This is a genomic window from Paenibacillus sp. FSL M7-0656 (assembly GCF_038003225.1).
Classification (GTDB): domain Bacteria; phylum Bacillota; class Bacilli; order Paenibacillales; family Paenibacillaceae; genus Paenibacillus; species Paenibacillus amylolyticus.
This window is the reverse complement of the sequence record NZ_JBBOOT010000001.1, coordinates 3,336,704-3,356,329: the sequence shown is the minus strand read 5'-3', so window position 1 is coordinate 3,356,329 and position 19,626 is coordinate 3,336,704. Positions and strand designations below refer to the sequence as shown.

The following is a 19,626-nucleotide window of genomic DNA, read 5'->3' as shown; positions in this document are numbered from 1 at the left end:
AACCCATATCATCATTTAGCCCAATATTGTTACAAGAATGCGCAGCATGGATGTATCGTGTATCTTTCTAATTGTTACGACCATATGCAGGTCTTTGGATAGCGGTGAGGGTGGGTAAGGGGAATTGCAGTTTGAACTACATATGAAGAAGGCCACTGGGCCATGATCTCGGGCAGTAATAAATGTCGGGAGATGATGTTTGCCAGGTGGCCTTTCTGATTCTTCTATTAGAAGTTTTGAAAAAATGTATCCACATGTGAATAACTATTCCGCTTCAACAAGCTGTGTATAACTTATGATGACTTCCTTTTACTCCATTTCAAGAACAAAAGAAGTTGTAGCTGCTTCTTTGCCATTCACAAGAATGGTAAGCGTATGCAGACCGACATAATATTTTCTCGTTGTGATGACTTTGAAGGATTGTTTGGTGGCTACCTTGGTTCTGCCTGTCGGGTACATTTTATCGGAGCATTTGAACCGTTTGGGGGCCTGCTTGCCGTTTGCCTTCATATAACCCATCTCATATTCAATTCGCAGCATCTGGGACTCGCCGCTCTCATTAACGACATCGAACGAAAAATGGAGATCCTCGCCAATGCTAATCGTATCCTGGACAAGCTGAAGCTGCTCAATGTGAATCGAATCCTGCTCGTTATAACCAAAAAGACTTAGTGCTGTGCTATGTCCTTTCTTCAGTAATGACCTGCTGGCATGCCGGACAATCCAGTCTGTGTGTGCATGTTGTCCGTACCAGGTCGTGGCCAGATCCATAACCAGTTCAGGGTGGTCCTTGGAGATGTCATTCAGATGATTGGCGACACTTTTGCGAACATAGAGGGACTCGTCCTGTTTCAATGCATGCAGAATCGGAAGTACAGGTGTTGGATCAGTGATAAAGTTCTGGAGTTTCGCACCCCATGGCAAACGTGGCCGGCTGCCCTCACTGGCAAGTCTGCGGATATGCTCGTTGTTGCTCTCTGCCCACGCCATCATATGTTTCATCGTTTGGATTGGATAAAGTTCAATAAACGGGCGTACCGCGAACTCCGAGCTGGAATAAGGTGTGAAGAGGGTCAGATACTTCATGGATAACTCGTAATCCTCTGGGTCAAGTCCGTTCACTTCGATAAAATCCGGTACAAACAGATATTCAACGCCTCTCATCGTAGGGGCGGCTTGTTCGATAATATGTAATGCTTCCTCATAATTGTCCGGCAGTACCTGGGTCAAAGCCAGTGTGATTCTGCGAATGCGCGCTTTGAATTCCAACTGTTCCCAGCCTTCGGCGAAAACCAATTCATGAAATTGCTGTGTATCCAGCTTAGGGTAGAATTGACGCATCTGTTCGCCGGTCCGATCGATTAATGCGGGAGTGTATTTGTCTTTGATAAGTTCCATGGTCCGCCTCCTTTAGTTACTATCCAGTATACCTCAAATTACAGAAATAAGAACGTAAGTTCCTGAAATTTATTTGTATACGGATGAACGGTGTTAAGGCACCCGCCTTCTGTAAGGGGGTGCCTGAATTTTTTTTAACCTTTGCGACTTTTGGGACGGCGCTTTGTGGAATTGGATTTGCGACGGACTGGAGTTGGATTGCGGCGACGTGTAGCATTCGTTGTTTTGTTCCGACGTTTGTTTTTGCGTTTGCGGGACGGCTTATATTCTTCATAGTCTGCATCGGCCGCGCTGCTATCCGTTTTTCCTTTTCCAAAAGGCAGAATGCCCATAACGAGTTTCATCATCGGAGCCATCTGCTGGATCCCACCGACGACCTTTTGCATTTTGCCTATTCCACTCATGATTCCATCAATACCGCCGAAGCGGTCGATCATTCCTTTTAACTCACCGATGTTGGCTAATGAAAAGCCGGAACTGCCAGTAGCAGGCGCCGGTACCGGAGCTGGGGGAAGAACCTGAGCTGCACCTCCATAAAAGTTTCCGCCAGCCACACCCTGCCCATAGGGTACGACTGCAGAAGCTTCGACTTCACCAAAGCCCGGGTAGTGTGGTTCTACGCCAGGATACATCGGTTGAATCTGAGTTTCATTTAAAGACCGTGGAACCACACCGGGCGGCATATAGGCAGAAGTATGCGCCTGCCGATGAGCATGAGAAGACGGACGCTGCCTTGGTGCTGGCTGGCGGTGATAATAATGCTGTGGCATGAACGATCACGTTCCTTCTATGTTGGATTTCGGAATTGCGTTCCATGAGTTGCATGACAGATGTACATCATAGACCCTTGTGGAACTCCCTTTTGTTATACTGTATGTCATTCGCGGAGAGACGGCGTAGGCGGGTATCCCGGAAAACGGGATATTTGCGGATTTGGGCGCATGTAAGATGGCAGGTTCACGAAGAGTAAAATGCAGTTTAGACACAAAATTGTAACATTTAGGAGGATTGAAATCCTACATAAGTAATCGGATATATACAGGTGAAAACTGGGAAAAAGCGCGGAAATTTCGCCCGATGTACGCGAGGGGAGGACAATAGTACCTTTTGTAAGCGGTAACATGTATTTTTATTCTGTAGTGCGTGAAATCGGTAACGCTTGAAATACCAACTCAGGGTGAGTACAATGTAGGTACACAGTAACCGCTAGGGGATGATGATGAAATGCAGCTGAAAAAGCTAAATGATAAAAGCATTGAACAACTATTCGAGGCTATTTTGACGCTAAAAGATATTGAAGAGTGTTATGTTTTCTTTGATGACCTCTGCACAGTTAACGAGATCCAATCCATGTCCCAGCGGCTGGAAGTGGCTCGTATGTTGGGTAAAGGCAATACGTATAACCAGATTGAAGCGGAGACAGGTGCGAGTACAGCTACAATTTCACGTGTGAAACGCTGCCTGAATTACGGCAATGATGGTTATAAAATGACGCTGGAACGCCTGGGACGCTAACATGAAGAAGCCGGGTGTACTCATCATCAGTCACGGTTCACAGGAGCAGACCTGGGTGGAATCCGTCGATGACGCGATCTCCCGGTTGAATCTGCCTGTTCCATTACCGGTTGAAGCCGGTTTTCTTGAACTTGTGGAAGGACGCCTGATCCAGGACGGTATCGACCGACTGGAAGCACAAGGCGTAACCGATATTCTGGTCGTACCTCTATTTGTTTCGTCCGGGAGTACACACGTGGATGAAATTGAATATGCCATTGGTGCAAAGGAAACACCTGATCGCGAAACGGATCTGGAACCGTTCGAAGTGAAGGCTCGGGTTCACTTCGGTTATCCGGTGGATAACGATCCGGATATTGCCGTGATGGTGTGGGACAAAGTCCGAGTACTGTCGCAGCAACCGGAGGAAGAAACGATTCTGCTGGTTGGCCATGGTAGTATTCATGATGGTTTTCGCGAGCGTTGGGAAGCCGGAATTTCTTCCCTTGCAGAGCGTGTGCAGGAAGTTAGTGATGTAGCCCATACGGATTATGCATTGCTGAATCCGGAGAGTGTGTACGACAAAGTGAAGTACTGGAGCGAAGAGCGGGGGAACCGAGTCATTGTGACGCCGCTGTTTTTGAGTGCCGGTTATTTCACGAGGAACGTTATCCCGGGTCGGTTGCAAGAACTGAATTATGTGTACAGCGGTGAGACACTGTTGCCACATCCATTGCTTGGGCAGTGGCTGGAGCGCCAGATCCAGATTTTGCTGGAGAGATGTAATGAAGTTAAAGCTTCTTCTTGAAGTGATCGCTTTGGCCTAGGTGTGTGATCACATCGCTCGCAGTGATGTCGCATCAATTGATTTGAACTCCATAGCTTCATAAACAATCAAACCACGTCGAAGGACGTGGTTTTTGTTTGTTGTAGATCACTTGAAAGAGATTGGGCTATCCATTAATGGGTGCGTGCAATTGCAGATGTAGCTCCAGTAAACTTATTAATTGGTCAACGATCTCCTCGGCCGGATAAGGCATGGAATTCATAATCCACCACTCCAGGATACCGACTGCAGCGGAAGCAAGAAACTGTATGGTAATCTCTTTTTTCATACCTTCCTGGATTCCACAAGCATCCATTTGATCCTGTACTCCCTGGACCAACAATGTCATCAACTTACTACGGAATGCCGGAATACCTTTTTTGGTTAGAAGTGTAGTATAGGTAGAGGCATGCTGTTCCAGATAACGGAAAGTTCTGAGCAGCGCATCCTTGGCCGTAACGGGTGTTGTAGTAGAGCTTTCGATCATACAGGCATCCAACAACCGCTGCAAATAGGTCTCAATGCATTGATCCAACAGGTCGAACTTGTCAGCGTAATGCAAATAGATGGTTCCTCGGTTTACATTAGCCCGATCAGCAATATCGTTTATCGTAATTTGCTCAAAATCCTGTTCCTCCAGTAACCCCACAAAAGCTTCAATTATTGCCTTTCGTGTCTTGAGTACTCGTCTGTCCATGGCCCCTCCTATGATGGTTTTCAACAATAAGGAATCATTCGTTGATTATTCAACAAAAACGGATATTTTAACGATTGAAGCACAGTAGGTGCTTTGTTACTCTTATTTTATCAACAAATGTTGATAAAACAACGATTATTTATAAACTATGAAATTGAGGGATAACCAATGAAGATATTAGTGTATGGTGCGGGGGTTTTGGGCAGTCAACTGGCGCATGTTCTGGTGCGCGGCGGCAATGAAGTCACCATTCTGGCCAGAGGGAAGCGGGCAGAGGAGCTGGAGAAGGATGGACTCGTCATCCGGCATTTTTTTCAATTCAAAACGACAGTTGATCAGGTTCGGGTAGCCAGAACGTTGGAAGTGGATGACCAATATGATCTGATTTTTGTTGTCATGAAGTATAACGATTTTCCTTCAGTGTTACCTATTCTGGCAGACAATCAGAGCAGCAATATTGTGATTGTGGGAAACAACGCAGATGCACGAAGCATGCAAAACTTTTTGGAGGAAAACAGCAGGGTAGCAAAACAGGTCGCGTTTGGATTTCATGTGAGTGCAGGGAAGCGGGAAAAGGACCGCATGTTATCGGTCGGTGGAGGCAGCGGACAAATGGTAATCGGCAGTCTGGACGGAGAGATAGGCTTTAAACCTTTGCTGGACCAAGCTTTCCAACATGTGAAATACAAGTTAAATGTTCTGAGCGATATTGATGCCTGGCTGAAAAGCCATATCATCCCCATTCTGATGCTTAATGCGGTGAGTTTTAATGAGGAGCGTGAGTTGATCAAGTTGGACGGGAATAGAAAGCAAATCCAACATATGATTGGGGCGATGGATGAAGGCTTTAGCGTACTTGAGGCTATGGGCATAACGATTATACCGGAGATTCAGGCTAAAATGATCCGCAAGCATCAACGGATGTTGTACCTTCTGTTGAAGATCTATAGCATGCTTCCGGTTCATAAGCTGGTCGCGGGTTCTTTTGGAGAGATTGAGGCGTTAAATAATGCATTTACCGATTGGAAAAAGACAACAGGCACCCCGACTCCCCATTGGGATGTGCTGAAAAGAGATTTTACTCCCCTTAAATGAAGTGTTGCTCATTAACCCAATACCGACTACAATAAAACCAACTAATAAAATGGGGATAAGGAGATATACAGATGCGGGAAGTACCTATGCGCTATGTGAAAGCAAATCAGGTTGGTATTGTATTGTTTGTTTTGCTCTCGTTTGTGTTCAATCCAATTGTAGTTCTGGGCTTGCTGTGGATCATTCAGGTGGTGGGGCTGGCTTCCGGTGGCAAATTTAATCTGTTCGTACAGATTGGCAAAGTCGTGCTGACTGGTAAAGGTACAGAGGCGCAGGCGGTGGAGCTACAGCGATTCAACAATATTCTGGCCGTGCTCTTCCTGTCTTTGGCACTCATCTCGTTCTCGCTTGGTTGGGTAGGCGCAGGTTATGTATTCTCCGTCATGCTTCTCGCGGCTGCAAGCGCGGCACTGCTGGGTTATTGTGTAGGCTGCACCGTCTATTTCTGGTATAAACAGCTGCGTGCAGGCAGAAAAATCGGATTTTGAGGTTGGTTGAAAAAGTGATACAGGTATCCGGGATACTACGATAACTTCATAACGAAATCCCCCTCAAGTGAGCTGCCACTTGAAGGGGATTTTTTTTATCTGAACCAGGCCTTATTTAAATTGTTGGTAAAATTGTTATCGTTGAAAGGCACGTTGGCGCTACCGAAGTTTGTCGTGTTGAGTGCATTTCGTGCGGCAGAAGTCAGATCGTCCCATCCGATTAATGGTTGTGTTCCCCCAACAGCGTTGGTGACCCCGAGCTCATGGTTCAGCGGCCAGGTACTATTATAGGAAATCAACGGATGGTTACCTTGTGTATTGTTATTGCTCGGTGTAACTTTTGTAAACTGGCCGTGACCGGAATATGCGATAGAGAGGATTTTGGAATTGGCAGCTGCCGGATTATCGACCCACACGACGATTCCTTCCCAATCATGACGATGGCCGAGTCCAGAGGAAGGGGAGTCTTTGGGGAAATACCACGAATACATGATAGCCCACACCCCATTGTGCCATGCGGAGCGGGAGTAGATCTGCCCTGTATTTGAGCTACAGTTCCCATTCGATGACCCGGACGTATTCAAGCCAGCGCTGGTATTGCCCTGTTGATCCACTGCGGGAAAAGGCACACAACCATGATAGACCTTCAAAAATGGCTGAAAACGCTTGGCTGCTTGTTGCATTACGGTGACTGGTGAGACTTCCTGGAATCCGACAACCTGATCATGATTGATTTCTGCCGCTTCAACAACGGTGACCCAAGGAATACATGCCATAAGAAAGACCAGGAGCATTAACACGATTTTTTTCATTTACACTTCTCCTTCAAGGGTATGATGTGGTGCTAAGTTGAGGGTGCACTAAAACTATATTGGAAAAAGGTTTATGTTATTTATCTTTTCATCTTAAGATTTGTAAATTTGTAGCATATCTATGTCATAATCATATAAATATCATCGAAATCGAAGACTAATTCCTGTCCAAGCGGGCAGAATGGTTGATTAATGAGACTATTTTACATAAAAGGTAGTGGAGAAGATTCAGGATCGGTGCGTGAGGTTTATTGGGTAATAGGCAGATTAGTGGGTACGGATATGTTAAAATATACTTATGGATTACAGGCTAGGACATCTTTACATTTGATGATATGATAGGAGTTAAAGGCTTTGGAATGAGACGGAATTCCTGATGCATAGATATAGGTAAGTCGAAAGATTAGAGCAGAATGAACGCAAGTTCATTATTGTGTAAAAAATATGCCCTTTTGTGGACTGATGCAACGTAAGAATATGAGGTCGTTTAGACTCATGGATAATGTGGAATAGGTGGCGTATGAGATGAAAAAAGCTCGCTTAATATATAATCCGACCTCAGGCCGGGAAGAAATGAAGAAACGTCTGGCTGATATTTTGCAGCGTTTGGATCAAGGTGGTATTGAAGCTTCATGTCACGCAACAACGGGTGAAGGTGACGCAACCCGGGAAGCTGAACTGGCAATTGAACGCGGATATGACATGATTATTGCTGCTGGTGGCGATGGCACGTTGTATGAAGTTATCAATGGTATGGCTGAGCGGGAGAATCGTCCTCCGCTGGGTGTGTTCCCTTTGGGAACAACGAATGATTTTGCACGTGCACTCGGCATTCCGAGACAGTGGGAGGATTATGTGGATCTGGTCATTAACCAGCAACTTCGTCCGCTCGATCTGGGCAAAGCGAATGATAAATATTTTATCAACATTGCCGGTGGCGGCTCATTAACTGAACTGACCTATGAAGTGCCGAGTCGTCTGAAAACGATGATTGGGCAACTGGCCTATTATATGAAGGGTATTGAGAAAATGGCGAGTCTGTCTCCACAGGAGCTGATTATTCGTGCCGACGGTCAGGAAGAGATCCATGATGAATTCATGTTATTCCTCATCGCCAATACCAATTCGGTCGGGGGTTTTGAGAAGTTGGCTCCAGGAGCAACCATTGATGATGGTCTGTTCGATGTGATCGGTGTCCGCAAATGTAATCTGGCTGATATGATTCGCCTCGTAACGCTCGCGTTGCGTGGGGAGCATCTGAACGACAAGAAAGTGGTTCATTTCCAGACGAGTCATATGGAAGTTACGTCGCCAGGTTATGTGCAACTGAACCTCGATGGAGAGTTGGGCGGCACGCTACCTGCTACGTTTACGAATTTGCGTCATCATCTGATGTTGTATCGTTAAACTTGGCACTTAGCGGAGAATGTGGTTGCTTGCGGAAAGCGTTAATGCCGCAGTGGTTTTTGTAAAGCATCGCACAAGTGGTGAGGAGAGTTGGATACAGCTCTGCCGTAAGGTGAGATGGAAGTGCAATTTCCAGTTGCTGTGTACGGTGGGATCGCGTATAATCTCATGTGGTCACCATACGTTGAGCGGATACAGGGCACATTGTGGTGATTGAGTGAACGTGAAACAATGAACATTGAACAGTGAAGGTTAAAAGTGCTGGTCTAGTTCGATGGTACTGCGATGTAGTACACCGTACTGAATGTAACAGTTTGGTCGAGTGCCGGCTGGCGGCTAACGAACTCAGAAAGCCTTAATGTGGCTAAATAGCCGAAGCTGCGAATCTAACGAATCTCAGTGTCGTTATTTTGGAGAAAATGACCGAAAAAGGTCGGAAAACACCATCCGAAGATGATATAACGTTTCTGAAATTCATTAGAAATTCGGAACGTTATTTTTTGATGTGATACCATATAAGAAGAAAGAAGTGAATGTACGTTGTCTAATACGAACCGCAGCGGTCGTGGAAAAAACCGCCGGAATTCGGCTGCCTCTCAGGGGCAAGGGAACGCTTCAGCGTCCCGTCAGCCAAGTCAATCATCTCGTCCATCTACACGTCAGCAGGGAAAAGAGGTGCGGCCACAAGGCGCATCTCTTTCTGCCGTTCGTCCAAAGGGGAGAACGCGTGAATCTGCACCAATCGAAGGACTGCCCGTTAGCAAAAATGAAGAGACCGTCATCGACATCATTGGCATGAACCATGACGGTGAGGGTGTAGGTCGTGCGAATGGATACACGCTCTTTGTGCAGGGTGCGCTTCCAGGTGAAACCGTGCGTGTGCGCGTGATGAAAACCAAGAAGCAGTATGGCTATGCCAAACTGCTGGAAATCGTGAAAGCAAGCCCGGATCGAGTGTCCGCGCCTTGCCCGATCTACGATCAGTGCGGCGGCTGCCAGATCCAGCATATGAGTTATGCCGGACAGCTTGCGTGGAAACGCCAGTTGGTGATTGATAATTTGCAACGGATTGGCAAATTGAACGTGATGATGGAGGATGCAAAAAATACGGAACAGGGTATTCGCGTCCTTCCTACGATGGGTATGGACGAGCCGTGGCGATATCGGAACAAGGCACAGGTGCCCATTGGTGTGACCGAGGGTGGTCTGGTAGGTGGTTTTTACGCCAAAGGAAGCCATCGCATCATCGATATGGAGAGTTGCCTCATTCAGCATGAGCACAATGACGAAGTGGTCGCAAAGGTTAAAGAGATCGGCAGTCATTTTGGAATTAGCGCCTACAACGAAGAGACAGGTCGCGGCTTATTGCGCCATGTGGTTGTGAAGAAGGCATTCCGTACTGGCGAGATGATGCTCGTACTGGTCACGAATGGTCGAGACATTCCGTACAAAGACGAATGGATTGGCAGTATCCGTGAAGCGATTCCGCATGTGGCAAGCATCTGCCAGAACGTGAACAAGAAACAGACCAACGTCATCTTTGGCGATGAGACCCGCGTCCTGTGGGGCCGTGATGTAATTTATGATTATATCGGTGATGTGCAGTTTGCGATCTCTGCGCGTTCGTTCTATCAGGTGAATCCGGTGCAAACGGAAGTACTGTATGGCAAAACGGTAGAGTACGCTGGACTGAGCGGCAAAGAGACGGTAATTGATGCCTATTGCGGCATCGGAACGATTTCTCTTTTTCTCGCGCAACATGCGGATCAGGTGTATGGGGTAGAGATCGTGCCTGAAGCGATCGAGGATGCGCGGAGCAATGCTCTATTGAACGAGATGCGCAACGTCAAGTTCGAAGTTGGTGCCTCTGAGGATGTCATCCCGCGCTGGAAAGAACAAGGCATCGAAGCTGACGTCATCGTTGTCGACCCACCACGAAAAGGCTGCGACCCGCGTTTGCTCGATACCATCCTGGAGATGAAGCCGGAACGCGTGGTTTACGTGAGTTGTAATCCGAGTACGCTGGCACGTGATCTTCGTGTGTTGGAAGATGGCGGCTATCGCACCGTGGAGGTAACGCCGGTGGATATGTTCCCGCATACGGTGCATGTGGAATCGGTGGCGATGTTAAAATGGAAGGGGCAGGATTAATTCCTACGCCTCTCGTTGTTCCAACTTCCTTATGGATTGAGGACAGGAAATATATAATGTATGGCTTTGATTGAACCGTCTTGAATAACTTCAATTTGAAGTTCGGTGAAGCGGGATAATTGCTTTATATAGGCACGGAGTTGTTCTTCCGTGTCTTTTTTTGTACCTGTAATAATGAAGTAATTACTGATTTTGTACACACCCTAAACCTAATACAGATAGAGGTGAAATTTCTTGAACTATAGGGGCATAGATCTCATCAAGTAGAAGCTTCTTATCATCACGCTTGTAGCCAAATGTGGGTAGAGAAGCCTTGTAGGGGGTTCGTGAAAATATCATCTTCATGTGGCTCGCCGCTGGCCAACAGCCATACTTTCGTACCAGTAACCTCTTTCTTTCCGAACGGATGAAAGAGGTTACTGGAAACCATGTTTACCCATGTGCTAGAGTTATAACTGATTTCGATTGGACGTCAAAGCGAGGCAAACTTCATTAACTCAGCTTTGGACGCTGATACACGTGATTCTGTATCGTGTTCATGAGCGATTCCAGTTTGAAGTCGAGCCGTTCTCCTTAAATAATTGACGTTCGTTCTTGACAGCCCAACAGCATGCGTTGAACATCTCCTTGGCATCAACGGGCTTTTCGAAACTGTTGACAATTGGCAGATATGTAATTATATTTAATATATCGAGCGATTGGTGCTGTAAATCTACTATTGTAAACGCTCTCCAAGCAAATCTTTACGCAGTATAGTTCAATCCCGTCAAGGAAGAAAATGGAGAGTTGATGGTGTGCTTAATCCCGGTTTTGTACACGCACTATCCATTTACGAGTGACATTCATCCTAGTTTTGTAGAGCATTTTCAGCAACGCTTCATTGCTTGGGAAAATGCTTTTTTCTTTAGGCTTTGCGATGTTGACGAAGGAACCCTCAATTATTTCCGTCGTTGTACTCTTCGCGTCAAGCTTTTTATGTCCTGCATCGTGTCATACTCCGCCTCCAGCATGAATTGCAGAATCTCTGCATACAACTATGCAAACAACTCTTTCAATGCAAATTCACCTTGTTCATCGTTATGAACTTATTCTTCTTCAAAATCACTTTCACTTTCTCATCACGTATACTATCCTCTTTAATCAGCCTTTCTAAAGATTATCTAACGGGGGAATATGATGTCTAAATCAATAGAATCTATCTTGAGAGATGAAATTTTTGCTGAGCTGGACATCGAGTATCCGGAAGGCCACGATACCCGTTTGTTGGACCAAGGGATCGATTCAGTAGGCTTCATCAAGCTTATTGTTTTAATGGAATCGAAGTTTAACATCTCGATCCCTGATGAAGATCTGTTATTTGAGAAGTTCTCCACGGCTGGATTAATCCTTAATTATTTGACTGTGAGAACGCTATGATGACTATCATTCAGCGTCTATTTCTGGAGGCCTCTGATCGCCAAGATCATATTATCCTTGAAGATCTAAAGCAGCAATGGACTTACGCAGAGGTGATGACAGAAGCTTACTTGATTGCTCTATATATCCACAAGAATTTTGAGCTTGAGTCCGGAAGCCATCTTGCATTATACACAAATAATGAGCCCTTGTTCATTTTTGCGGCGCTGGGCATTCAATTCTGCGGTTATGTGTTAGTACCGGTTCCTTATTCGGCGTCCAATACTGAAATTGAAAATATTTTAATTGCTAGTGACGCCAAATTGGTTATCAGCAAATCTGCACAGCCAGCGCATTTAAATTGCGACATACCTTGGGTTACCGCTCAGGATTTATCGCAAGAACCAATGCCTTCGTTCGAATCGATCTCGTTAACCAATCAGTCCGATCCCAATCAATGTGCGATTCTCCTTCCTACATCGGGCACAACCGGAAAATCTAAAATCGTTATGTTATCCCATTGGAATGTATTAACGAATGCGTTGGCACATGGCGGAAAGGTGGGGTATACAGAACAAGATTCGTTTCTTGTAACGATGCCCGTTCATTTCAGTTCTACGATTGTCACGCAATTAATTTCTTGTATGTTATATGGAACCCGAATTAAACTTATCAGCTTGCCCTTTCTGCCGCGCACCGCGTTTAAACTGTTTCAGAATAAGGCGGTCACGGCATTCTCAGCGGTGCCTACGCAATTGATGCACTTTGTTTCCGATTTCCATCAGACAAAGAACTGGAGTGCCTTTGACTCCATTGAATTTATTGTAATTAGCGGTGCGGCGACTCCCGCGAAATTAGTAGACCATCTTCAGACTGTATTTCCTCATGCGGACATTATTCAAACCTATGGATTGACCGAAGCTTCTCCGCGGGTAAGCATGATGGAACGGGGAGAGCGCTACTTATCCTGTGGATCACCCATAGATGACGTTTCTATTCGTCTTGTTGACGAAGAAGAGAATGAGATAGAAGGAGCTGCTATCGGAGAAATTTGGGTAAAGGGCCCGAATGTGATGCTCGGTTATTACAAAAACCCGGAGTTAACGAACGCTACCATTGTTGAGGGTTGGTTAAAGACAGGAGATTTGGGATATTGGAATGAATCAGGGTGTCTTATACTCACAGGCCGAAAGAAGAATATCATTATATCCGGCGGTATCAATATCTATCCGGAAGAAATCGAGGAATTTTTGTACGGCTTGAAAGAAGTGGAGGAGGTCATGGTTGTTGGTGTACACGATGATCTGTTAGGCGAAGTGCCTATCGCATTTCTGAAAGTTTTTAATGAATGCCTGATTGATATAGATGCACTGACACGACATTGCAACTTGCATTTGTCAACGTATAAAGTGCCTAGACAATGGAGGATTATCGATAACATTCCAAAAACAAAAACAGGAAAACTGGACAGGGCAAGTACGAAGCGCTTATTGCTAAATGAGATATACTGATTCGAAATCCTTAAGCCATTTAACCAGGGGTGAACGAAAGGTTGAAGAATTCAACTCAAACGTTAGGCAGAAAAATATTGCCGGTCAGTTATCCGATGATTACAACCTATACGCAACATGCTCATCTCTTGTCCATACTTACCCATTACGAGTGCGCACACCCATGGATATTTAGCAATTATATCCAATTGTTTATTAACAAAGATTATAAACATCATTGGGGAGATTTTTATTTTCCTGTGACTTATGAGCTACGGCCTTCGGATGCGTGCAAATGGATTACTACTCAAAAGATACATAGAGATACTGTAACAACTAAATGGGACTCTGTTATTCATTTTATTGTAGAAAATATTAATGCTAATAACTATGTCCACACCATGATCAATTATTTCTACGTGCCCCTAAGCGATCGCTACAATAAACTTCAATTGCATCATGACATATTTGTTTATGGCTATGATTTGGATAGAGAGATGTTGTATGTTTCCGATTTTTTTAAGAACGGGGTGTATAGTCAGGCTGAGATATCATTTAATGATTTCAATCTTGCGTTCGACACAAATCATCTAACAACCAATCATGATTACCTTAGAGAAATGGTTTATCTGTATACATTCAATGATCAAAATCAGGATAAATTCAGTGCAGATACCCTATTGAATTCTATAAGAAATTATTTCACTAAGCAAACGCCGGAGTATTGGGAGATGTTCAACTACGGGGGTGACAAGGATAATCTTGACTTCGGCATGCAAATATACACAACTCTATTTAATTATGTGAAAGAAACATCGGAACATAAGGCTATGCTTGATATAAGACCCTTTCATTTACTTTATGATCATAAGAAGATGATGACGCTAAGACTCAAGTACTTGTACCATAATCGGCATTTAATTGAATTAAATCAAGAGCATATAGATGAATTCACAGCCATAGAACTTCAGGCAAGGATACTTGTGAATGTAGCGATTAAATATAATTTGACTAGGGATACGAGTATTTCCGAAAGCTTACAAACGCTGATTACGAATATAGAAAATGAAGAATCCATATTCCTTGAACGATGGCTGAAGAAGGTAGGCATTCAGTAATGTTGAGGGAGCAGATGATGTCAGTTGTGGATATCTCTTCTTGTACCTGAATAGAAGCCTTAGCCCGAAGCCGGTGGTGATCCGGGCATATTTATGGAGGGAGTGATGCCGGGATTATAATCGTTGCGATACAGCGTATTGATTAAGCCAAACCGTTGCTCTTGTCTTAAAGATCCGTTTGCTGACAGCCTATTGCTTTCTTGTCTTTCAACGATCCGCATTGCTTCAAGCGCTTTTTCCGGCACAACCACAGCGAATCCACTCACCTCAAGAATCTCTCCTGTTATTTGACCCGACATCTTGTGATTCATGCATAGAACCATACCTGTTCGATTGAATTAATAGTGGCTTCACAAACCTTAAGTAAGGGTGGGGATCATAATATTCATTGTATTAACAGGAGTCGCAGGCTTCATCGGTTCCAACCTTGCCGAGAGGCTGCTGCGGGAAGGCCATACCGTTATCGGCGTCGATAATTTTCTGACCGGGTCTACTGTCAATATAGACAATCTCTTACGGTCGCCCAATTTCAAGTTTATCGAGCATGACGTCATTTATCCGCTCGCAATTGAAGGCCCTGTCGATTGGGTGATGCATTTTGCAAGTCCTGCCAGTCCGCCTAAATATTTGTCCTATCCGATCGAAACGATGAGGGTCAACAGCGAAGGGACGATGCATCTGCTGTATCTGGCCAAAGAAAAGCAGGCTGCTTTCTTCTTGGCTTCAACAAGCGAGATCTACGGTAACCCAACTGTTCACCCTCAGCCGGAGACCTACTATGGCAACGTGAATTCGGTTGGAGCAAGAAGCTGCTACAACGAAGCGAAGCGGTATGCAGAGGCGATCACCTACTGGATGAACAGGAAATACGGTATACCGGTAAGGGTCATTCGGATCTTCAATACATTCGGCCCGAAGATGGATTTAAATGACGGACGCGTCATTACCAATTTCATTAATGAAATCATGTCCAAGCAAAACCTTACGATTTATGGCGACGGCAGACAGACGAGAAGCTTTCAGTATATCGACGATTTGCTGGAAGGGATTGTGAGACTGCTGAGCACCACGTATGAACAGCCAGTCAATTTGGGGAATCCGGAGGAAGTCACCATACTTGAAGTCGCCCAAATATTGAAGGAGCTAATGAAGTCCAACGCGCAGTTAGAGTTTCTCCCGCTGCCGGAAGACGATCCAAGGAGAAGGAAGCCGGATATTACCATTTCAAGGACGATTATGGACTGGGAACCGGCGATCAGTTTGCATGATGCACTCGCTAGAACGATCCATTATTACCAGGGTCAATATATCCATTAAACGGGAGGTACCTATGCAAGAACAGATCATAGCGATGATATGCGAAATCAAGGAAGACGCCCAACTGGCAAACAGTTTGAACGAGCATTCGAACATCATGGAAGACGGGGGATTGGACTCTTTACAGCTAATTACTTTTGTACTACAGGTGGAAGAGCGTTTCGGTATTGAAATCGATTTTGAACAATTCGACTTCAATCTTATGGAGTCGGTCACGACCTTCTGCAATTATATCTCGGAGCTGCAGAAAACAGCGCCTGTATGAACGATAGACGCAAGTTCGAGCTCATTATCGGGACATTTGACGCGGAACGCTTCTGGCGCGACCCTAATCTAGCCAAACTGCCGTCGTTTCACGATCCTGAAATGGAGAATATCGTGATGGCCATGGATGAGCTGCTCTTCCCATTTTGCGAGGCGCAGGATAAGCTCATTACTCGCTATCGAATGAACGTTTGCCATAAAGAGTATTTGCATGAGATCGGATTTAAATTTCTTTCCAATTCAACCGATCTCGAGAGTCCTGATGTAGGAAGCGTAGGCAGAACCGCCAATATATTCGACCTGCTCACATCAGCCGATCGAATGGGTGACATGGATCTCTACTTGCTGGACGGCGCCCGGTTGTCGCCCTTTGCCGTCATTCCGGGGGCGGATCGTACTGCAACGCGTTACGGGCTGGAACAGGATTTTCCAGCTATCGAAACGGTTCAGACTGTCAATTCGAAGCTGTATTCAACCGAATTGAACCGTCGCCTTGATCTTCGGTGTGACAGCCAGACGGTCTATTCTCCCGAAAAGCTGCTGGCAAGCGGCTTGACTTTGCTGAATCAAGGACCCTTCCTGATCAAAGATGAGTTTGGGGTATCGGGGAAAGGCAATTTGCTGATCGAGTCGGAAGCGATTTTGCGGCGAGTCACATCCTATGTCGCCGATCAGTGCAGCAAGGGAAAAACGGTTCGGTTTATTATTGAGCCGTTCCTCCGCAAGGAATTGGATTTTTCTTGCCAATTCCACATCGATCCGGACGGCACTTACCGACATATCTCAGTGCAGCAGTTGGTCAATCACAATTTCGCTTACCAAGGCTCCTATACAGCAGACGATAGGTTGCTTCATATGCTGCAGGAAGCGAAGTATTTTGATGTAATGAAACGGGCGGCTCGCGAGCTTTATCGGTCGGGTTATCACGGCGACGTATGCGTCGATTCTATGCTGTTGACAGACGGCCGCATCGTTCCGATTGTTGAGGTGAATGCAAGAAGATCGATGAGTCTGATCAAGCATTACGTTGACCGCTACCTGAAGAAGCACGACACGGCCGGGAGCATGACACATGCGACTTTACAGTTTGCATGCGATGTATCATTCGATCAATTGCTTGAATCGCTGGACCGCGAGGGTGTTCTATATAAGCCTGATCGAGGATTCGGTATTTTACCTTTAAGCGCGAATACGCTCTTTATTAACAAAGTCGTCAGCGAGTGCAAGGGGATCCGGAATAAGCAGGTGAAAGGCAGATTATATTATTCGTTGATCGAAGGGGAATGGGATAACGAACGATTGACCACTAAGGTTAATGAGGTGCTGTCGTCGTTATCCTTCAAGATCGCCCGCTGATGCAGTCCGAAGCGCTTGAAGCCATGAATGGAGGAAGAAATTTTATGGGTGAGCGGAAAGTGACGATTCTATGCTCGGGTTTCGGTCTGGGTTTCTATATTCCCGGCCTGTTAGCTGCAAGTGATTTCGAGAAAAGGGATATCGCGACGGAAGTGCTCGTGTTCGAAAGCTATTTGGAGCAAGACAAGATGGATCATATTGTAGACAGCAGAAAGGCTTACCACAATAATTTCGCACTTGCCAATTTATCGGCCCGAATGCCGATGGATATCCGGGGCAGCATTGATTATGCCCAGGTCGAGCTATTGCTGGAGGCGTGGAAAGCGGAAGAGCGGTACGAATTCATATCGTTATCCGGACACTGGATCTATATTCTGGATTTGTATAGGGAGAAGATGCTGCCGAATCAAATTCATGTAGACCTGCTCTACGTCGATTCAGATCTGGCCCCGTCTTGGAAGAGCTTGAAGAAGTTTCATCCTAGCTATGACGAGTATTATTACAATGCTTGTCTCTATGACACCGACAAGATGGAAATTCGATACGAAATCCCGGTTCTTCATCGTACGGCACTGCCCTTCGACTCAAGGAAGCGGCGGCTTGTTGTTCATGGCGGCGGCTGGGGGATGGGCACTTATCAAAGTACAATTCCAGAGCTTGCCTCCCATAACTATGGGCTTGATATCGTAGCTTACGATTGGAAGGAAGCGAAGCCCGATCCCGATCACCGATATTGGATGAATGATCCGGAATGGTGTGCATGGGTGAAGAGTGCGAACGGCCTGCACGAGTTTCCGCCATACATCGAAATAACGGGAGAAGACACGAAGTCATACGCCGCTGAGGTTGATCATCATTGGTTATTCGATATCGCTTCGGAGGCGATGGCTATCGTGGCCAAGCCGGGAGCGGGCACATTAATCGACTCGCTTGCATCCGAAACCCCTCTTATTCTGCTGGAGCCGTTCGGAAGTCACGAGCTTAGCAATTTGGAATTGTGGGAATCACTGGGGTTCGGAATACGCTACGAGAAGTGGCGGGAGATGGATTTTTCCGTAGAGGTCCTTAGGGAGATGCATCAAGCGATCATGAACAGACCCGGAGAACGGACGAATTATGTGGATCATTATTGTGCGAGAGTCGCGTTAACGAAGGGGTAAGATTTCAATGGCAGAAGGGGTTATGCGATGAGCGTAAACAAATTGAGTGTCGCCCAAGATAAGACAAAGACAAGCTATCCGAGATGGATCGTCATGCAGCTGTTGGAGGAGTGTAATTTACGATGCAAGATGTGCTATGAGTGGGGACTCGAAGGTCCCTACAAAAGCAAAAAAACGTTAGCGCATCTGGATCCGGATCTCATTAAAAAGATCATCGTCGAGTGCAGCCCGGGCAAGCCGTATTACGATTTCTTCGGCGGCGAGCCGCTGATGTACCCTTGGCTGAGCGACATTCTCGCCATGATCAATCACTATGGAAGTAAAGCGGACTTCCCCACGAACGGCACATTGCTTGAGCAGCATGCCGAGATGCTTGTCGAGACTGCTCCAAATAAGATCTGGATGTCGCTCGACGGCCCTGAGGAAATAAACGATAAGCAGAGAGGCAAAGGCGTATTCAAGAAAGTAATCAAGGGGATCGAGAAGCTTTATGAGCTTCGGGAAAGCAAGGGCAAGCAATTTCCGAAAATGGGTGTATCCTTTATCATTACGCCCTTGAACTATATGTACGTTGAGGAATTTTTCTTTAAGCATATCGACTTGTCAATGTTGGACCATATCAGCATGGAAGTGCAACTCTATGCAACGGAAGAGCAGTATGCCCAATATGTGAAGGTTCTTAGTGACAAATTCGACGTTCATGAAGCTCCTTATGCCAAGGGGATGGTGTGGCGTGACACCAGTTCGTTCAGCCAGATCGATATTCCGGAATTGACGAGAAAGCTCAATAATGTTAAAGCGTATTGCTTGAAAAACAGCATCCATGTGATCACCTATCCGAAGACGATAGATGAACAAAATTTGAGCAACTATTTCTCGGGGCAATTCCATCAGATGGCTGATAAACGGAATCGGTGCTCCCTTCCATGGGTTTATGCGGAGATTACGGCAAGGGGCGACGTTTCTCCCTGCCATGCCTTCTATGATCTGACCTTTGGCAACGTGAACGAAGAGAGTTTGCTGGATATCTGGAGTAGTGACAAGTACAAAGATTATCGCGCGTATATGAAAAAAAATATGCTTCCGATTTGTACGGCTTGTTCAAGGTATTATATCTATTGATTCATGTGAATGACCTAATAGGTTTAAGAAGGGTGG

Annotated in this window: 19 protein-coding genes; 14 read left to right on the top strand and 5 right to left on the bottom strand. The window is 45.7% G+C overall.

Going from position 1 to position 19,626, the window contains the following annotated elements; genetic code table 11:
- Positions 1–309: 309 nt before the first annotated feature.
- Positions 310–1,398, bottom strand: a complete 1,089-nt coding sequence (locus tag MHI01_RS14795; protein WP_076320033.1) for a DNA alkylation repair protein — start codon at positions 1,396–1,398, stop codon at positions 310–312.
- A 134-nt stretch (positions 1,399–1,532) separates the two neighbouring features.
- A complete protein-coding gene (locus MHI01_RS14790) occupies positions 1,533–2,168 on the bottom strand; it encodes a hypothetical protein (protein WP_083669946.1) in 636 nt (211 codons plus the stop codon).
- 454 nt (positions 2,169–2,622) lie between these two features.
- Here MHI01_RS14790 and MHI01_RS14785 point away from each other — a divergent pair, with 454 nt between their 5' ends.
- Entirely contained in the window at positions 2,623–2,913 is a 291-nt protein-coding gene (locus MHI01_RS14785; protein WP_017690665.1) for a YerC/YecD family TrpR-related protein, read from the top strand.
- A gap of 1 nt (position 2,914) precedes the next feature.
- Positions 2,915–3,700 (top strand): sirohydrochlorin chelatase, encoded by a 786-nt coding sequence (locus tag MHI01_RS14780; protein ID WP_340983476.1) that lies wholly within the window; start codon positions 2,915–2,917, stop codon positions 3,698–3,700.
- Between the two features lie 145 nt (positions 3,701–3,845).
- On the opposite strand, the gene MHI01_RS14775 is transcribed toward MHI01_RS14780, so the two are convergent.
- Positions 3,846–4,415: a TetR/AcrR family transcriptional regulator gene (locus tag MHI01_RS14775; RefSeq protein ID WP_076253824.1), complete on the bottom strand. Its 570-nt coding sequence runs from the start codon at positions 4,413–4,415 to the stop codon at positions 3,846–3,848.
- A 168-nt stretch (positions 4,416–4,583) separates the two neighbouring features.
- On the opposite strand from MHI01_RS14775, the gene MHI01_RS14770 reads away from it, so the two are divergent.
- Positions 4,584–5,510, top strand: coding sequence for a ketopantoate reductase family protein (locus MHI01_RS14770; RefSeq protein ID WP_076320031.1), 927 nt, complete (start codon positions 4,584–4,586; stop codon positions 5,508–5,510).
- A gap of 71 nt (positions 5,511–5,581) precedes the next feature.
- A complete protein-coding gene (locus tag MHI01_RS14765) occupies positions 5,582–5,998 on the top strand; it encodes a DUF4395 domain-containing protein (RefSeq protein ID WP_036606047.1) in 417 nt (138 codons plus the stop codon).
- Between the two features lie 95 nt (positions 5,999–6,093).
- Here the strand turns inward: MHI01_RS14765 and MHI01_RS14760 are convergent, their stop codons facing one another.
- Positions 6,094–6,810, bottom strand: coding sequence for an NPP1 family protein (locus tag MHI01_RS14760; RefSeq protein ID WP_036606046.1), 717 nt, complete (start codon positions 6,808–6,810; stop codon positions 6,094–6,096).
- Between the two features lie 525 nt (positions 6,811–7,335).
- Between MHI01_RS14760 and MHI01_RS14755 the strand changes: the two genes are divergently transcribed.
- From MHI01_RS14755 to MHI01_RS14735, 5 genes are all read left to right on the top strand, one after another.
- Positions 7,336–8,217, top strand: coding sequence for a diacylglycerol kinase (locus MHI01_RS14755; protein ID WP_017690659.1), 882 nt, complete (start codon positions 7,336–7,338; stop codon positions 8,215–8,217).
- A 540-nt stretch (positions 8,218–8,757) separates the two neighbouring features.
- Positions 8,758–10,368 (top strand): 23S rRNA (uracil(1939)-C(5))-methyltransferase RlmD, encoded by a 1,611-nt coding sequence (gene rlmD, locus MHI01_RS14750; RefSeq protein WP_340983475.1) that lies wholly within the window; start codon positions 8,758–8,760, stop codon positions 10,366–10,368.
- A gap of 1,176 nt (positions 10,369–11,544) precedes the next feature.
- Positions 11,545–11,784, top strand: a complete 240-nt coding sequence (locus MHI01_RS14745) for a phosphopantetheine-binding protein (RefSeq protein ID WP_051446949.1) — start codon at positions 11,545–11,547, stop codon at positions 11,782–11,784.
- Positions 11,784–13,274 (top strand): class I adenylate-forming enzyme family protein, encoded by a 1,491-nt coding sequence (locus MHI01_RS14740; protein WP_340983474.1) that lies wholly within the window; start codon positions 11,784–11,786, stop codon positions 13,272–13,274. Before MHI01_RS14745 ends, MHI01_RS14740 begins: the two co-directional genes overlap by 1 nt.
- Positions 13,275–13,315: 41 nt before the next feature.
- A complete protein-coding gene (locus MHI01_RS14735) occupies positions 13,316–14,371 on the top strand; it encodes a hypothetical protein (RefSeq protein WP_340983473.1) in 1,056 nt (351 codons plus the stop codon).
- Positions 14,372–14,430: 59 nt separating this feature from the next.
- Here MHI01_RS14735 and MHI01_RS14730 read toward each other — a convergent pair whose 3' ends face one another.
- Entirely contained in the window at positions 14,431–14,670 is a 240-nt protein-coding gene (locus MHI01_RS14730; protein WP_164783194.1) for a hypothetical protein, read from the bottom strand.
- A 70-nt stretch (positions 14,671–14,740) separates the two neighbouring features.
- Between MHI01_RS14730 and MHI01_RS14725 the strand changes: the two genes are divergently transcribed.
- From MHI01_RS14725 to MHI01_RS14705, 5 genes are read left to right on the top strand one after another with little or no spacing between them, the layout of a single operon-like run.
- Positions 14,741–15,688, top strand: coding sequence for an NAD-dependent epimerase/dehydratase family protein (locus tag MHI01_RS14725; RefSeq protein WP_244898284.1), 948 nt, complete (start codon positions 14,741–14,743; stop codon positions 15,686–15,688).
- 13 nt (positions 15,689–15,701) lie between these two features.
- A complete protein-coding gene (locus tag MHI01_RS14720) occupies positions 15,702–15,953 on the top strand; it encodes an acyl carrier protein (RefSeq protein ID WP_036668367.1) in 252 nt (83 codons plus the stop codon).
- Positions 15,950–17,308: a hypothetical protein gene (locus tag MHI01_RS14715; RefSeq protein ID WP_127546851.1), complete on the top strand. Its 1,359-nt coding sequence runs from the start codon at positions 15,950–15,952 to the stop codon at positions 17,306–17,308. Before MHI01_RS14720 ends, MHI01_RS14715 begins: the two co-directional genes overlap by 4 nt.
- A gap of 44 nt (positions 17,309–17,352) precedes the next feature.
- Positions 17,353–18,468: a UDP-glucuronosyltransferase gene (locus tag MHI01_RS14710; protein ID WP_340983472.1), complete on the top strand. Its 1,116-nt coding sequence runs from the start codon at positions 17,353–17,355 to the stop codon at positions 18,466–18,468.
- 27 nt (positions 18,469–18,495) lie between these two features.
- Entirely contained in the window at positions 18,496–19,590 is a 1,095-nt protein-coding gene (locus MHI01_RS14705; protein ID WP_340983471.1) for a radical SAM protein, read from the top strand.
- The last annotated feature ends 36 nt before the right edge of the window (positions 19,591–19,626 follow it).

What these genes read in the sequence shown, in the direction of transcription:
- MHI01_RS14755 (WP_017690659.1), top strand. Translation starts at nt 7,336, where the DNA reads ATGAAAAAAGCTCGCTTAATATATAATCCGACCTCAGGCCGGGAAGAA.
- MHI01_RS14770 (WP_076320031.1), top strand. Translation starts at nt 4,584, where the DNA reads ATGAAGATATTAGTGTATGGTGCGGGGGTTTTGGGCAGTCAACTGGCG.
- MHI01_RS14795 (WP_076320033.1), bottom strand. Translation starts at nt 1,398, where the DNA reads ATGGAACTTATCAAAGACAAATACACTCCCGCATTAATCGATCGGACC.
- MHI01_RS14715 (WP_127546851.1), top strand. Translation starts at nt 15,950, where the DNA reads ATGAACGATAGACGCAAGTTCGAGCTCATTATCGGGACATTTGACGCG.
- MHI01_RS14765 (WP_036606047.1), top strand. Translation starts at nt 5,582, where the DNA reads ATGCGGGAAGTACCTATGCGCTATGTGAAAGCAAATCAGGTTGGTATT.
- MHI01_RS14740 (WP_340983474.1), top strand. Translation starts at nt 11,784, where the DNA reads ATGACTATCATTCAGCGTCTATTTCTGGAGGCCTCTGATCGCCAAGAT.
- MHI01_RS14705 (WP_340983471.1), top strand. Translation starts at nt 18,496, where the DNA reads ATGAGCGTAAACAAATTGAGTGTCGCCCAAGATAAGACAAAGACAAGC.
- MHI01_RS14710 (WP_340983472.1), top strand. Translation starts at nt 17,353, where the DNA reads ATGGGTGAGCGGAAAGTGACGATTCTATGCTCGGGTTTCGGTCTGGGT.
- MHI01_RS14745 (WP_051446949.1), top strand. Translation starts at nt 11,545, where the DNA reads ATGTCTAAATCAATAGAATCTATCTTGAGAGATGAAATTTTTGCTGAG.
- MHI01_RS14780 (WP_340983476.1), top strand. Translation starts at nt 2,915, where the DNA reads ATGAAGAAGCCGGGTGTACTCATCATCAGTCACGGTTCACAGGAGCAG.
- MHI01_RS14785 (WP_017690665.1), top strand. Translation starts at nt 2,623, where the DNA reads ATGCAGCTGAAAAAGCTAAATGATAAAAGCATTGAACAACTATTCGAG.
- MHI01_RS14790 (WP_083669946.1), bottom strand. Translation starts at nt 2,168, where the DNA reads ATGCCACAGCATTATTATCACCGCCAGCCAGCACCAAGGCAGCGTCCG.
- MHI01_RS14720 (WP_036668367.1), top strand. Translation starts at nt 15,702, where the DNA reads ATGCAAGAACAGATCATAGCGATGATATGCGAAATCAAGGAAGACGCC.
- MHI01_RS14775 (WP_076253824.1), bottom strand. Translation starts at nt 4,415, where the DNA reads ATGGACAGACGAGTACTCAAGACACGAAAGGCAATAATTGAAGCTTTT.
- MHI01_RS14730 (WP_164783194.1), bottom strand. Translation starts at nt 14,670, where the DNA reads ATGTCGGGTCAAATAACAGGAGAGATTCTTGAGGTGAGTGGATTCGCT.
- MHI01_RS14760 (WP_036606046.1), bottom strand. Translation starts at nt 6,810, where the DNA reads ATGAAAAAAATCGTGTTAATGCTCCTGGTCTTTCTTATGGCATGTATT.